Origin of the sequence: Neisseria sp. P0017.S009, assembly GCF_051957375.1 — a bacterium.
GTDB classification, from domain to species: Bacteria; Pseudomonadota; Gammaproteobacteria; order Burkholderiales; family Neisseriaceae; genus Neisseria; species Neisseria perflava.
On the sequence record NZ_JBQCWL010000001.1, the window covers coordinates 174,152 to 188,410 of the forward strand.

Below are 14,259 nucleotides of genomic sequence, written 5' to 3' on the forward strand. Positions count from 1 at the left end.
TTCAGGAGAACACATGAGCCTCAAGCAAAAAGTCATCGCCATCGACGGTCCCAGCGCATCCGGTAAAGGGACGGTTGCCTCACGCGTAGCCGAAGCCTTGGGTTTTCTTTACCTCGACTCCGGTGCGCTTTACCGCCTGACTGCGCTTTATGCACAAAAACAAAATGTCGCTTGGACAGATGAAGATGCCGTCAGCACACTGGCAGAAACCTTGCCCGCACAATTTGAAGGCAGCGTTGTATTATTAAACGGCGATGATGTATCCGAGCAAATCCGTACCGAAGCGATTGGCATGGGCGCATCTGCCGTCGCGCAGTTGCCTAAAGTGCGTACTGCCCTTTTGCAACGCCAACGCGACTTCCTAACCGAAAAAGGCTTGGTCGCCGACGGCCGCGATATCGGCTCGGTTATTTTCCCTGATGCCGCATTAAAAATTTTCCTGACCGCAAGTGCCAATGTCCGCGCCCAACGTCGTGCCAAACAACTCGGTATCCCATGCGAAGGCGTTGCATTCGAGCGTATTTTGTCGGACATTGAAGCGCGCGACGAAGCAGACCGCCGCCGCCCTGTTGCTCCGTTGAAACAGCTGCCCGATGCCCTGCTTTTAGATACTGATAACCTTTCTATCGAAGAAGCTGTAAAAAAAGTGCTTGATTGGTATCATAAAGTTTAAAATTTGGAGTATAATCGCGAAGTTTTCATTTCAGACGGCCTGTTAACCCTATAACAAGGCCGTCTGAAAACATTTCCCAACCTGCCGCGCCAAGGACGGCAGGTCATTTCAAACCTAACCCGCACCCCTTGGCGGTGTACCGAAAAGAGTATATATGACTATGGAAAATTTTGCCCAGCTGCTGGAAGAAAGCTTTACCCTGCAAGAGATGAACCCAGGTGAAGTGATTACTGCCGAAGTAGTCGGCATCGATCAAAACTTCGTTACCGTTAACGCAGGTCTGAAATCAGAATCTCTGATTGATGTTGCTGAATTCAAAAACGCTCAGGGCGAGATTGAAGTTAAAGTTGGCGATTTCGTTACCGTTACCATCGAATCTGTTGAAAACGGCTTCGGCGAAACCAAACTGTCCCGCGAAAAAGCCAAACGTGCTGCCGACTGGATCGCTTTGGAAGAAGCTATGGAAAACGGCGACATCCTGTCTGGCGTTATCAATGGCAAAGTCAAAGGTGGTCTGACTGTTATGATCAACAGCATCCGCGCATTCCTGCCGGGTTCTTTGGTTGATGTACGTCCTGTAAAAGACACTTCTCACTTCGAAGGCAAAGAAATTGAATTCAAAGTGATCAAACTGGACAAAAAACGCAACAACGTTGTTGTGTCCCGCCGCGCTGTTCTGGAAGCTACTTTGGGCGAAGAACGCAAAGCCTTGCTGGAAAACCTGCAAGAAGGTTCAGTTATCAAAGGTATCGTTAAAAACATCACCGATTACGGTGCATTCGTTGACTTGGGCGGCATCGACGGTCTGTTGCACATTACCGACTTGGCATGGCGCCGTGTAAAACACCCAAGCGAAGTTTTGGAAGTTGGTCAAGAAGTAGAAGCTAAAGTCCTGAAATTCGACCAAGACAAACAACGTGTTTCCTTGGGTATGAAACAACTGGGCGAAGATCCTTGGAGCGGCCTGACCCGTCGTTACCCACAAGGTACCCGCCTGTTCGGTAAAGTATCCAACCTGACTGACTACGGTGCATTCGTTGAGATCGAACAAGGCATCGAAGGTTTGGTACACGTTTCCGAAATGGATTGGACCAACAAAAACGTACACCCAAGCAAAGTTGTTCAATTGGGTGACGAAGTTGAAGTAATGATCCTGGAAATCGACGAAGAGCGCCGCCGTATCTCTTTGGGTATGAAACAATGCCAAGCTAACCCTTGGGAAGAATTTGCCGCCAACCACAACAAAGGCGACAAAATCTCCGGCGCAGTTAAATCTATCACTGACTTCGGCGTATTCGTAGGTCTGCCTGGCGGCATCGACGGCCTGGTTCACTTGTCCGACCTGTCTTGGACTGAAGCCGGCGAAGAAGCTGTACGCAAATACAAAAAAGGCGAAGAAGTTGAAGCCGTTGTATTGGCCATCGACGTTGAAAAAGAACGTATCTCTTTGGGTATCAAACAACTGGAAGGTGATCCGTTCGGCAACTTCATCAGCGTAAACGACAAAGGTTCTTTGGTTAAAGGTTCTGTGAAATCTGTTGACGCCAAAGGTGCCGTAGTCGCTCTGTCTGAAGAAGTTGAAGGCTACCTGCCTGCTTCTGAATTCGCTGCTGACCGCGTTGAAGACCTGACTACCAAACTGAAAGAAGGCGACGAAGTTGAAGCCGTTATCGTTACCGTTGACCGCAAAAACCGCAGCATCCGTCTGTCTGTTAAAGCGAAAGACGCTAAAGAAAACCGCGAAGCGCTGAATTCAGTTAACGCCGCTGCAACTGCCAATGCCGGTACTACCAGCCTGGGCGACTTGCTGAAAGCCAAACTGTCCGGCGACCAAGAATAAGGTTGCAGACATGACGAAGTCTGAATTGATGGTTCGCCTTGCAGAAGTGTTTGCCGAAAAAAATGGCAACCAACTGCTGGCTAAAGATGTCGAATACAGTGTAAAAGTCTTGGTTGATACCATGACCCGTTCACTGGCTCGTGGACAACGTATCGAAATCCGCGGTTTCGGCAGCTTCGACTTGAACCACCGCCCTGCCCGTATCGGGCGCAACCCGAAAACCGGCGAACGCGTGGAAGTGCCTGAAAAGCATGTTCCTCACTTCAAACCGGGTAAAGAGTTGCGTGAGCGTGTAGACTTGGCATTGCAAGAAAGTGCTCATTAATACTTAGTAGCAAAACGCCGCAGAAATGCGGCGTTTTTTTGTTTTCTCAAGAAATACCAAAGCCGACTCTTTTCACGTATACCTCAATCACACACTATTTCAACTATATTTACTACAATGCTTTTGCAAAAAACGCAGGCCGTCTGAAATCATTTATAATAGACCGACTATTCTGTAATGAAAACATCATTCCAACTACTGTCCAAACTATTGTGGATGATGTTTCAACTATCGCCAGTAAAGCATAATAAAGGTTACACATGAGCAATAGAGACCAACTATTCACACCACCTCCATTTGAAAACCACAGCCCATTGACTTGGTATCAGGCTGCAGCCGAACAGCCCAACTTCATCCGCGACGAAGCCCAAGCGCGAGCCATTGAATATTTGGATCGTTTGTGGACCGAGCTGATGATGTTCAAACGCAAACGCAACCGTTTTCTCGGCCGTAGCTTGCGTTCCCCTCAAGTACCTAAAGGACTCTATTTTTATGGCGGCGTAGGACGCGGTAAAAGCTTTTTGATGGATGCTTTTTTCGGCTGTCTTCCCTATCGTCGTAAGCGTCGCGTGCATTTCCATGCCTTCATGGCCGAAATCCATCAACGCCTTAAAGTCTTGAAAAGCGAAGCTAACCCTTTAAAAGCCGTTGCAACAGAAATTGCCAAAGAAACACGTGTATTATGCTTTGACGAGTTTCACGTTAGTGATATTGCCGATGCCATGATTTTGGGTCGCTTGCTGGAAAACCTGTTGAGTGAAGGTGTAGTCTTGGTAGCCACTTCCAACTACGCTCCATCCGAACTCTATCCTCAAGGCCAAAACCGCAGTAGCTTTCTGCCAACCATCGCCCTTATCGAGTCCAACCTGACCGTTTTAAATGTAGATGGCGGCGAAGATTACCGCTTGCGTACACTGCGTCCTGCCGAAATTTTCTTTGTCCCCAATAATGAAGAAAACGAGCAAAAACTCGCTGCTTTATTTAAAGAAATGAACGGAATCTCTGAATTAAACCCAGGCATCAGCATTATCCATGGACGGGAAATCCCCCATAAAGCCCAGTCAGAACGCGCCATCTGGTTTGATTTCCGTGCATTATGTTTTGGCCCGCGCTCACAAGCTGACTATTTGTATTTAGCCGAACATTACGAGATGGTTTTCCTTTCAGGATTAGAACGTCTAACCCCGCAAGAAAAAGCGGAAGCACGCCGTCTGACATGGTTAATTGACGTTTTATACGATTTCCGTGTGAAGCTGTGCGCCACTAGCGCAGTTGGCGTAAACGATATTTACGTTGAAGGCGATTTTGCCGAAGAATTTACCCGTACAGCCAGCCGTATGATCGAAATGCAATCTGAAGTCTATTTGGAACAACCACACCTGACTTTAAGCAAATAATGCCTTTCCCAAAAAGGGGCGAAATTTGGTAGAATACACTTCCCTCGCCTCTTGGCTACGGCAATTTACCTATTAATAAAAACAAGGACATAACATGGCCATCGAACGTACGATTTCCATCATCAAACCCGATGCGGTAGAAAAAAACGTCATCGGCAAGATTTACAGCCGCTTTGAAGAAAACGGCTTGCGCATTATTGCGGCGAAAATGAAACATCTCTCTGAGCGTGAAGCAAAAGAGTTTTATGCTGTACATAAAGATCGCCCTTTTTATGAAGACTTGGTTAAATTCATGACTCGCAATCCTGTTATGATTCAAGTATTGGAAGGTGAAAACGCCGTTGCCAAAAATCGCGAATTGATGGGCGCAACCAATCCAGCCGATGCAGCTCCGGGCACAATCCGTGCCGACTTTGCAGAATCTGTCAGTGTTAATGCCGTACATGGTTCTGACAGCGTTGAAAATGCTGCGATTGAAATTGCTTACTTCTTCAGCCAAAGCGAAATCTGCCCACGCTAAGAGTAAAAGCCTGTAGCCGCTTTACGGCCGTCCGATTTATATCGGACGGCAAAACTGCTTTGTATGTCCTACAAATTAAAGGCCGTCTGAAAACCCAAAGGCTTTTAAAGCAAAGCTGCCCAATAAGCCCCTTTGCTTTAAAAGCTTTACTGAGAAACATAAAAATACATGAAAACCAATCTACTGAATTACGATTTAAACGGACTGACGCAACACTTTGCCGAAATGGGCGAAAAGCCTTTTCGTGCCAAGCAGGTAATGCGTTGGATGCATCAAGCGGGTGCACAAAACTTTGAAGAAATGACTGACTTGGCCAAATCATTGCGTGCCAAGCTGAATGAACAAGCCACAATCGAAGTGCCCAAATTAATGATGGCACAAGAATCTACGGACGGTACACGCAAATGGTTGCTGGATGTCGGCACGGGCAACGGTGTAGAAACCGTCTTTATTCCCGAAGCTGAACGCGGTACTTTGTGCATCTCTTCCCAAGTAGGTTGCGCATTAGAATGCACCTTCTGCTCTACTGGACGACAAGGTTTCAACCGCAACCTGACTGCCGCTGAAATCATCGGTCAGCTTTGGTGGGCCAATAAAGCCATGGGCGTTACCCCTAAAAACGAACGCGTTATCTCCAACGTCGTGATGATGGGCATGGGCGAACCCATGGCAAACTTTGACAATGTTGTTACCGCTTTGAGCATTATGCTGGATGATCACGGTTACGGCTTGAGCCGCCGTCGCGTGACTGTTTCCACTTCGGGCATGGTTCCACAAATGGACAGACTGCGTGATGCAATGCCTGTTGCTTTGGCTGTATCTTTACACGCATCCAACGATGAAGTGCGCGATCAGATTGTTCCCCTCAACAAAAAATACCCGCTCAAAGAATTGATGGCGGCCTGTCAACGTTATTTGGTCAAAGCCCCCCGCGACTTTATTACCTTTGAATACGTTATGCTTGACGGCATCAACGATAAAGCGCAACATGCGCGCGAATTGATTGAATTGGTTAAAGACGTACCCTGCAAATTCAATCTGATTCCGTTCAATCCTTTCCCAAACTCCGGCTACGAACGTTCTACCAATGAAAATATCCGTGTCTTCCGCGATATTCTGCAACAAGCCGGCTTTGTCGTTACTGTCCGCAAAACCCGCGGCGACGATATCGATGCCGCTTGCGGACAACTGGCCGGACAAGTACAAGATAAAACACGCCGTCAACAAAAATGGCAACAGATTTTGGTCGAACAATAAGGTTAATTATGAAAATCAAGTTCGGATTCGCTTTACTTACCGCACTGACTCTTTCTGCCTGCGCATCCTCTTCCGGCCCAAGCCCTAAAGAACGTGCCATTCAAGTTTCTAATATCAAAACCCAACTGGCTGTGGAATATATGCGCGGCCAAAACTATCGCCAAGCCACAGAAAGTATCGAAGAGGCGCTTAAGTTCAATTCAAAAAATGACCTTGCTTGGTTGGTACGCGCCGAGATTTATCAGTATTTGAAAGTCAAAGACAAAGCTCAGGAAAGTTTTCTTAAAGCGTTGTCTTTAAAACCTGATAGCGCAGAAGTCAACAACAACTACGGTTGGTTCTTGTGCAATCAAATGAATGCACCGGCCGAATCTTTGGCTTATTTTGACAAAGCACTGGCCGATCCAACCTACCCAAGCCCCTTTATTGCCAATATGAATAAAGGCATTTGCAGTGCAAGGTTAGGCCAATACTCTTTAGCCCAAGCCTATTTGGAAAGGTCTTTAGCAGCGAATCCGCAATTCTTCCCTGCTTTCAAAGAACTTGCCCGAACCAAAATGATGGCAGGAAATCTGAACGATGCCGACTATTATTTCCGCCAATACCAAAGCAAAGTTGATGTCCTGCAGGCTGACGATTTGCTTTTAGGCTGGCGCTTGGCTACCGCCTTGGGTAATAAACACGCCGCATACGAATACGAAGCCCAACTTAGGGCAAACTTCCCTTATTCAGACGAACTACAAACCGTCACAACAGGCCAATAAATGGAAAATAACGATAAAATCAACTACGACACACAAGCCGCCAAAACATTGGGGGATGAATTACGCAAACACAGAACTGATGCCAAAATCGATATTCAAGATGTTGCTTCACGTTTGAAACTGTCTACCGAACAAATTGATGCTTTGGAAAAAGGGGAATATTCCGGCTTTCCCGGTTTAGTCTTTGTTTCAGGTTATCTGCGTTCATATGCACGATTTCTGAAAATCGACGAACAAATCATCGCCAAACATTTGCGCTCCATTACTCCGCAACTTGAAGACCATGTATACGCGGTAACACGCAGCACCAACTCCGGCTTAAGCTTCACAGATACTGAAAAGCAGGGCTTCCCAAAATGGATATTGGGGATAGCCGCATTGGCTTTGGCTGTAGGCGGCGTTTACTTTTGGCAAAGCAAATCCAGTTTTGAAAACGAACAGGCAAATATTCAAAACAGCAAAGATGTTGCTGATACGATGAAAACGCCTGCCTTAAAAACGGATAATGTTGCCGTTAGCGAAATGACGGAAGACGGCAAAAAAGAAATCACCAATAAGCCTGAAGTGGCCAATGATCAAGCAGCCTCAGCAGCTTCCGCCGCCGTACAAGAAGAGAAACCTGCTGTCAAAGTTGAGAAAGACGAACTTTGGATTAAAGTCCAATACCGAAGCAATCTGATTATTGCAGACAAAGATGGAAAAGTTGTATTCAGCCGTATCGTTCCAGCCGGAAGCGAACAACGTCTGAGAGGCGGCGCACCTTACAATGTTTGGATCGGTATTGCAGCCGGCTCGGAAGCCAATTACGGCGGCACACCTATCGAACCTTTGAAATACCGTGTTGCCGGTGAAAAATCCGCCTCTTTTGTTGCAGGAAAAAACTAAAATGACCACACCTAAACGCCGTCAGACACATCAAGTCAAAATTGACCATCTCATCATCGGCTCCGATGCGCCCGTTGTTGTGCAATCTATGACCAATACCGACACCGCAGATGCAGAAGCAACAGCCCGACAGGTCAAAGAGTTGAGCGATGCCGGCTCAGAAATGGTCCGTATCACGGTTAATACTCCTGAAGCGGCTTCCAAAGTAGCCGAAATCCGCAGCCGCTTAGACGATATGGGCTACACCACGCCCCTGATCGGCGACTTCCATTTCAATGGCGAACGCTTATTGGCCGAATTTCCTGAGTGCGGCAAGGCCCTGTCTAAATACCGCATCAACCCAGGCAATGTCGGTAAAGGCGCAAAAGGCGATGAGAAATTTGCCTTTATGATTCGTACAGCGGCAGAAAACAATAAAGCCGTACGCATCGGTGTGAACTGGGGTTCGCTTGATCAAAGCCTTGCCAAACGTATGATGGATGCCAACCTAGCTTCTGCCACACCGAAGCCGCCTGAAGAAATCATGAAAGAGGCTTTGATTGTTTCGGCGCTGGAATCGGCAGAAAAAGCCGTGGCTTTGGGCTTGCCTGAAGACAAAATCATTTTGTCGTGCAAGGTCAGCGCCGTACAAGACTTGATTCAGGTTTACCGCGAATTAGGCAGCCGTTGCCGTTACCCGCTCCATCTCGGCCTGACCGAGGCGGGCATGGGTAGCAAAGGCATTGTGGCTTCCACCGCAGCTTTGTCCGTATTGTTGCAAGAAGGTATCGGCGACACCATTCGAATTTCCCTTACGCCCGAACCTGGCTCCCCACGTACACAAGAAGTCATTGTCGGTCAGGAAATCCTGCAAACCATGGGCTTACGCTCCTTTACGCCAATGGTTACAGCCTGCCCGGGTTGCGGCCGTACCACCAGTACCGTATTCCAAGAATTGGCGCAAGACGTACAAAACTATTTACGTCAAAAAATGACTATTTGGCGCACTGAGTATCCAGGCGTTGAATCATTGAACGTTGCCGTAATGGGTTGCGTAGTCAATGGCCCGGGCGAAAGCAAACTTGCCGATATCGGTATCAGCCTGCCAGGTACAGGCGAAACACCGGTTGCGCCGGTTTATGTAGACGGCGAACGGAAAGTTACCCTCAAAGGCGACAATATCGCTGCCGAGTTTTTACAAATCGTTGAAGATTATGTCAAAACCAACTATTGCGAAGGTGGCGCAAAACGTAAGCAAAACCGCGTTATTCCGATTCAATCTGCCTAAAACATTTTCAAGATAAAGAGGCCGTCTGAAAATATGTTGGGCAAACTGGATACTTGGCTGACTGAACATCCCAAACGCAAGGATTTGCATGGTTGGCGACGCTTTATCGTTGAATTTTGGTTTTTCGGTTTGAAAGAAGCACGAGCCTGCTTATTTGCAGGCTTGTTTTTCATTGCCATGTTCCTCGTTCCGAAAACAGGCTTGTTGGGAATTTCGCGCTACGACCTGCTGCTGATTTTTGCCATCTCCATACAAGCAGCCATGCTGTATTTCAAGCTAGAAACTTGGGATGAAGTGAAATCGATTACGCTGTTTCACTTGGTGGGCTTTGCTTTAGAGTGGTTCAAGACATCAGGCGATATCCAATCATGGAGCTATCCGGATGAGGCTTATACCAAAATCGGCGGCGTACCGCTGTTTGCAGGCTTTATGTATGCCGCAGTCGGCAGCTATATCATTCAAGCATGGCGGCTGTTTGACTTAAAAATCAAAAGCCATCCGCCGTATTGGTTGGGTACTTTGTGCGCACTGGCGATTTATATCAATTTCTTCACCCATCACTATATCGGCGACTATCGCTGGTATCTTGCTGCTTTCGCTCTCGGCCTATATGCCCGGACAACGGTCTTATACACGCCCTATGACACCACTCGCAAAATGCCGCTCCTGCTCGCTTTCGTCCTGATCGGATTTTTTATTTGGCTGGCGGAAAATTTGGGAACCCTATTCGGCGTTTGGCGCTATCCCAACCAAATCGGCGCGTGGGCATCGGTACACATCAGCAAATGGAGTTCATGGGCTTTACTGGTGATGATGACTTTTACCATCGTTGCGAATTTAAAACACATCAAACATACCATCAGCGTATCAAAAGATTAGTTGCTTAATATTTTAAAAGGCCGTCTGAAACTTTCAGACGGCCTCTAATTTTCAACAATCAATTAAACAAACTTAAGGCTTTAACAAACACCATAATGACGCCATAGCCCAAAGGAATGCAGACCAAAGCCCAACGCCACCATACGCCGATACCGCCCGCTGATACTTTCTTGCTGATCAGATAAGCATCGGATACAGCGGTTTCATCATCGGGATTGCCACTATGTGCCGCGACCTTAATGTCTTTCTCGTGATGCTTTTCATGAACAGAACGGACACTCAAATTACACAACAAACCAACAATCAACAAACCTGCCATGATGTACATGGTAATGCTATAAGCTTCAGCAGCCGGAACGCCACTTTCAATTTGGCTTTGGCGGATATAGTTGACCAACACCGGGCCAATAACAGCCGCAGTTGACCATGCCAGCAAAATCCTGCCGTGTATTGCCCCGACTTGATAAGTGCCGAACAAATCCTTCAAATACGCCGGAATGGCTGCAAAACCGCCGCCATACATGGAAATGATGACGCAGAAACCAATGACAAACAAAGCCTTGTTACCGCTCTCGCCAATCGACGGAATGGCAAAATACAACAGCGAGCCGAGCACAAAGAAAATAGTATAAGTATTTTTACGGCCAATTTTGTCGGACACGCTGGACCACAAAAAGCGGCCGCCCATATTAAACAGACTCAACAGACTCACAAAACCTGCCGCCGCACCCGCACCAATTGCCGCTTGTTTTCCTACAGATGCCTCGGAAAAAAGCTCCTGAATCATGACGGAAGCCTGACCTAGAACGCCGATACCCGCTGTCACGTTCAAGCACAACACCCAAAACAAGAGCCAGAATTGCGGCGTTTTCATGGCTTGTGAGACATTGACATGATTACTGCTGACCAATTTGCTTTTGTTTTTCGGCGCAACATAACCTTTAGGTTTCCAGCCATCGGCAGGTACACGGATCGTAAACGCGCCGAACATCATCAACACCAAATAAAACAATCCTAAAACGACAAAAGCCTGCGCTACGCCAACTGAAGTTTCACTGGAGAAAAAATTCATCAGCGACACGGATAAAGGCGAGGCCAGCATCGCGCCACCACCAAAACCCATAATCGCCAAGCCTGTCGCCATACCCGGTTTATCGGGAAACCATTTCATCAAAGTCGATACAGGCCCGATATAGCCCAAGCCCAAACCAACCCCACCAATCACACCGTTACCCAAATAAAGCAAAAACAGATTGTGCGTATGAACGCCAATAGCCGACACAAAAAAGCCCAAACTAAAACAGCAGGCGGCAACAAACATCGCCTTACGCGGCCCAACGCGCTCCATCCATGTACCGAACATGGCCGCAGACGCGCCCAACATCGCCAAGGCAATACTGAAAATCCAACCGACCGTGGTCAGCTTCCAATCTCCTGCAGCCGACTCAGTAATACCGATAAGCTTGGTCAGCGGCGCATTAAACACGGAATAAGCGTATATCTGCCCGATGGCAAGATGCACGGCCAAAGCGGCAGGCGGTACCAGCCAACGATTAAAGCCGGGTTTGGCAATGGTCGCCTCACGGTCTAGAAATTTCATAAAATCCTCTTGTCTATGTGTGTCAAACGCTGATTCCATATCATGCGGAATCAGAAAATTGTTGACAATATTTTAGCATAATCTCCCGTTTATCCTTTTTTCTGCTCCATGATAATTTTGCGCATCAGACAGAAAAAACATTCATCTAAACCATTTCTTCACGCCAATATCGACAAAAAGGCCGAGACCTTTGCAAAAGTCTCAAGTTGACCGTATTGGCGGAAAAAATTCAAACGCGTAGTAAGGGCATTTTCAGGGAGTTGTTGAACAGTATGCATAAAATTCGGCAAATAATCGCAGTTCGGGGAAAGGATATTTGGGTGGCGCACCAAAATTACTACAAAATGACTTGCGTCTATTGGTAGGTGAATGCACTTTTATAAGAAATTTCCCCATCATAATAAATAATCCATGTAGAAATAAAATTTAAAGATTCTGGCTCATGCATAGATGTAATAAGTACTGAATGTTGCTTTTTTTCTATCCCATCAGCTATAGATGTAGCCCAGCTATTTTTATATTCTTCAATACCCCAATAGTCTATTGGAATATGTAATTCTTCTACATATTCACCTAAAGAGATTGAAGCCAAAATATGCATCCCATATCCATTATCAAAAGATGTACCTTTATCTTTAAAGAAAATACCAAACATTATTAATCCTTAATTCTTTTTAAATCCTTCTCATAAATAAATAGTTCCAATCTTATTCATATTTTTCATGGCGCTTATATACACATATATAATTATCAAAAGATAAATATTTAGGGTAATCAATCCTAACTAAATTCTCATCAATAGTATAATCCTCACCAAAATTAGAAATAATATCTGTACCAATTTTATAAATCTCTTCATTCCAATAGGTAGAGATATCTCCATCAATAACGATATAAATACTTATACAATTTTCATTGATTCTTACATAAACACCTCTAACCTCTTTGGTAATTTTACCTATCAAGGCATTTTGGGTAACAATTCTTAATCTTATAATGTCATTATTCATAGACTATTATTCCTTTGGTTTAGCCGGAACTACATGATATCCATTTTTACTATAATGAATAATCCCCATAGTTGTTGGGGTTTGATTTCCTGTAACAGGATCGATATAAATACCGATATTTTTATTGAAGTTCACCCTTTCTTTAGAACCAGGAAGCCCAATTTCAGTTTTTCCCACCTGCTGTCCAGTTCCTACATAACCTTTTAAAGAATCTAAACTTACAGTGATAAAGATGCAGTAAAAAGGCATAATGATAGCCCCATTTTTATAATTATTTATTTTAGGGGCAAAAAGATGAATATTTTATTACTAGACGGTAGAAAAGAGTTTGGTCATTCGCATGGTGAGTTGAACCATACGCTTCACAAAAAAGCGAAAGAAGTTTTGACCGCACTTGGACACAATGTACAAGAAACCGTGATTAATGCGGGCTATGATGTTGAAGCAGAAATCGAAAAATTCTTGTGGATGGATGCCGTGATTTGGCAAATGCCAGGCTGGTGGATGCACGAACCTTGGACAGTGAAAAAATACATAGACGAAGTATTAACTGCCGGACACGGCAAGCTTTACCACAGTGATGGCCGCCATCGTGTCAATCCGATAGAAGGCTACGGCACAGGTGGTTTGTTGCAAGGCAAAAAAACATGCTCTCGCTTACTTGGAATGCGCCGATTGAGGCCTTCACCCGAGAAGGCGATTTTTTCGAAGGCAAAGGCGTGGATGCGTTGTATATGCACTTCCACAAACTCAATGAGTTCATCGGTTTGACCCGTCTGCCGACATTCTTATGTAACGATGTGATTAAAAATCCACAAGTGGAACAATACTTAGCAGACTACCAAGCACACTTAGAAAAAGTATTCGGCTAATGGCAAAAAAGGTGGGTAAAATGCCCACTTTTTTATTATTGATGAATGGGTGTGATCATTGTAAATGAGCCACATCGTTAAGCTGCTCAATATGAAAACCGCTTTCACTATCATATTTCACAATACTGATTGAAGTATGCAACAATGACACGGATTTACCCTCATCACGATGGTTTTCCCAAGTCGCTCCGCCTAGTAAGGACAATAAAAGCCGCAGGGTATGACCATGCGATACCACTAAAATATTAGCGCCCGATTGATGTATCGTAAAGGGCGGCCATTGCACGTACTGCTAATTGTTCAAAGGTTTCAGGCCGTCTGAAAAATTTTCAGACGGCCTTTTCACTCATATCGTTTTATGCGGCGAAGCGTTTGGCAACTTCATCCCAGTTAACAATTTCCCAGAAACCTTTCAGGTAGTTAGGACGGCTGTTGCGGTAGTCGATGTAGTAGGCGTGTTCCCATACGTCGCAAGTCAACAGCGGAGTGTTTTCAGTAGTCAGCGGAGTACCTGCATTGGAAGTAGAAACCAGATCCAATTCACCGGCAGGTGTTTTCACCAACCATGCCCAACCGGAGCCGAAAGTACCGGCCGCGCAAGCATTGAACGCTTCTTGAAATTTCTCGAAGCTGCCCCATTTGGCGTCGATGGCTGCAGCCAATTCGCCGGCAGGTTTGCCTTGGCCTTTAGGGGTAAAGCCCAGCCAGTAGAAAGTGTGGTTCCAAGTTTGGGCAGCGTTGTTGAACATACCGCCGGAAGATTTTTTCACGATTTCTTCCAAAGGCATTTCTTCAAACTCAGTGCCTTTGATTTGATTGTTCAAATTGGTGATGTAAGTTTGATGGTGTTTGCCGTAGTGAAACTCCAAAGTTTCTTTGGTCAGATGGGGAGATAACGCATCCAGTTCATAAGGCAATTGTGGCAGCTTGTGTTCCATTTTTATGCTCCTAATTATTGATATTTATATTT

The 14,259-nt window shown here is 45.7% G+C and carries 16 protein-coding genes and 1 pseudogene; 11 read left to right on the top strand and 6 right to left on the bottom strand.

Annotated features, from left to right (window positions below; translation table 11 throughout):
• Positions 1–13: 13 nt before the first annotated feature.
• The 10 genes from cmk (at position 14) to ACTHTG_RS00855 (ending at position 9,807) form a co-directional block, all read left to right on the top strand.
• Entirely contained in the window at positions 14–673 is a 660-nt protein-coding gene (cmk, locus tag ACTHTG_RS00810; protein ID WP_004519781.1) for a (d)CMP kinase, read from the top strand.
• A 154-nt stretch (positions 674–827) separates the two neighbouring features.
• Positions 828–2,513 (top strand): 30S ribosomal protein S1, encoded by a 1,686-nt coding sequence (rpsA, locus tag ACTHTG_RS00815; protein WP_440360430.1) that lies wholly within the window; start codon positions 828–830, stop codon positions 2,511–2,513.
• A gap of 10 nt (positions 2,514–2,523) precedes the next feature.
• Entirely contained in the window at positions 2,524–2,838 is a 315-nt protein-coding gene (locus ACTHTG_RS00820) for an integration host factor subunit beta (protein ID WP_003678992.1), read from the top strand.
• A gap of 260 nt (positions 2,839–3,098) precedes the next feature.
• A complete protein-coding gene (gene zapE / locus ACTHTG_RS00825; protein WP_308538318.1) occupies positions 3,099–4,235 on the top strand; it encodes a cell division protein ZapE in 1,137 nt (378 codons plus the stop codon).
• A 94-nt stretch (positions 4,236–4,329) separates the two neighbouring features.
• A complete protein-coding gene (gene ndk / locus ACTHTG_RS00830; protein WP_004519785.1) occupies positions 4,330–4,755 on the top strand; it encodes a nucleoside-diphosphate kinase in 426 nt (141 codons plus the stop codon).
• Positions 4,756–4,923: 168 nt separating this feature from the next.
• Complete coding sequence (rlmN, locus tag ACTHTG_RS00835) at positions 4,924–6,012, top strand: 23S rRNA (adenine(2503)-C(2))-methyltransferase RlmN (protein ID WP_003683577.1); 1,089 nt, start codon at positions 4,924–4,926, stop codon at positions 6,010–6,012.
• Positions 6,013–6,020: 8 nt separating this feature from the next.
• A complete protein-coding gene (gene pilW / locus ACTHTG_RS00840) occupies positions 6,021–6,776 on the top strand; it encodes a type IV pilus biogenesis/stability protein PilW (RefSeq protein ID WP_308538317.1) in 756 nt (251 codons plus the stop codon).
• Complete coding sequence (locus tag ACTHTG_RS00845) at positions 6,777–7,661, top strand: helix-turn-helix domain-containing protein (RefSeq protein ID WP_049336589.1); 885 nt, start codon at positions 6,777–6,779, stop codon at positions 7,659–7,661.
• 1 nt (position 7,662) lies between these two features.
• Positions 7,663–8,928 (top strand): flavodoxin-dependent (E)-4-hydroxy-3-methylbut-2-enyl-diphosphate synthase, encoded by a 1,266-nt coding sequence (gene ispG, locus ACTHTG_RS00850; protein ID WP_039862169.1) that lies wholly within the window; start codon positions 7,663–7,665, stop codon positions 8,926–8,928.
• 33 nt (positions 8,929–8,961) lie between these two features.
• Positions 8,962–9,807, top strand: a complete 846-nt coding sequence (locus ACTHTG_RS00855; protein ID WP_004519788.1) for a DUF817 domain-containing protein — start codon at positions 8,962–8,964, stop codon at positions 9,805–9,807.
• A 58-nt stretch (positions 9,808–9,865) separates the two neighbouring features.
• Here the strand turns inward: ACTHTG_RS00855 and ACTHTG_RS00860 are convergent, their stop codons facing one another.
• The 4 genes from ACTHTG_RS00860 to ACTHTG_RS00875 form a co-directional block, all read right to left on the bottom strand.
• Positions 9,866–11,407 (bottom strand): L-lactate MFS transporter, encoded by a 1,542-nt coding sequence (locus tag ACTHTG_RS00860; RefSeq protein WP_039862148.1) that lies wholly within the window; start codon positions 11,405–11,407, stop codon positions 9,866–9,868.
• 355 nt (positions 11,408–11,762) lie between these two features.
• A complete protein-coding gene (locus ACTHTG_RS00865; protein ID WP_004519791.1) occupies positions 11,763–12,062 on the bottom strand; it encodes a hypothetical protein in 300 nt (99 codons plus the stop codon).
• A 52-nt stretch (positions 12,063–12,114) separates the two neighbouring features.
• Positions 12,115–12,417 (bottom strand): hypothetical protein, encoded by a 303-nt coding sequence (locus ACTHTG_RS00870; RefSeq protein WP_004519792.1) that lies wholly within the window; start codon positions 12,415–12,417, stop codon positions 12,115–12,117.
• Positions 12,418–12,423: 6 nt separating this feature from the next.
• Positions 12,424–12,666 carry a polymorphic toxin type 50 domain-containing protein gene (locus tag ACTHTG_RS00875; protein ID WP_004519793.1) on the bottom strand — a complete coding sequence of 81 codons (243 nt, stop codon included), beginning with the start codon at positions 12,664–12,666 and terminating at the stop codon, positions 12,424–12,426.
• A gap of 45 nt (positions 12,667–12,711) precedes the next feature.
• On the opposite strand from ACTHTG_RS00875, the pseudogene ACTHTG_RS00880 reads away from it, so the two are divergent.
• Positions 12,712–13,289 (top strand): annotated as a pseudogene (locus ACTHTG_RS00880) (NAD(P)H-dependent oxidoreductase).
• A gap of 55 nt (positions 13,290–13,344) precedes the next feature.
• On the opposite strand, the gene ACTHTG_RS00885 reads toward ACTHTG_RS00880, so the two are convergent.
• Positions 13,345–13,575: a histidine phosphatase family protein gene (locus ACTHTG_RS00885; RefSeq protein WP_198400583.1), complete on the bottom strand. Its 231-nt coding sequence runs from the start codon at positions 13,573–13,575 to the stop codon at positions 13,345–13,347.
• 70 nt (positions 13,576–13,645) lie between these two features.
• Entirely contained in the window at positions 13,646–14,227 is a 582-nt protein-coding gene (locus ACTHTG_RS00890; protein ID WP_003683473.1) for a superoxide dismutase, read from the bottom strand.
• Positions 14,228–14,259: the final 32 nt, after the last annotated feature.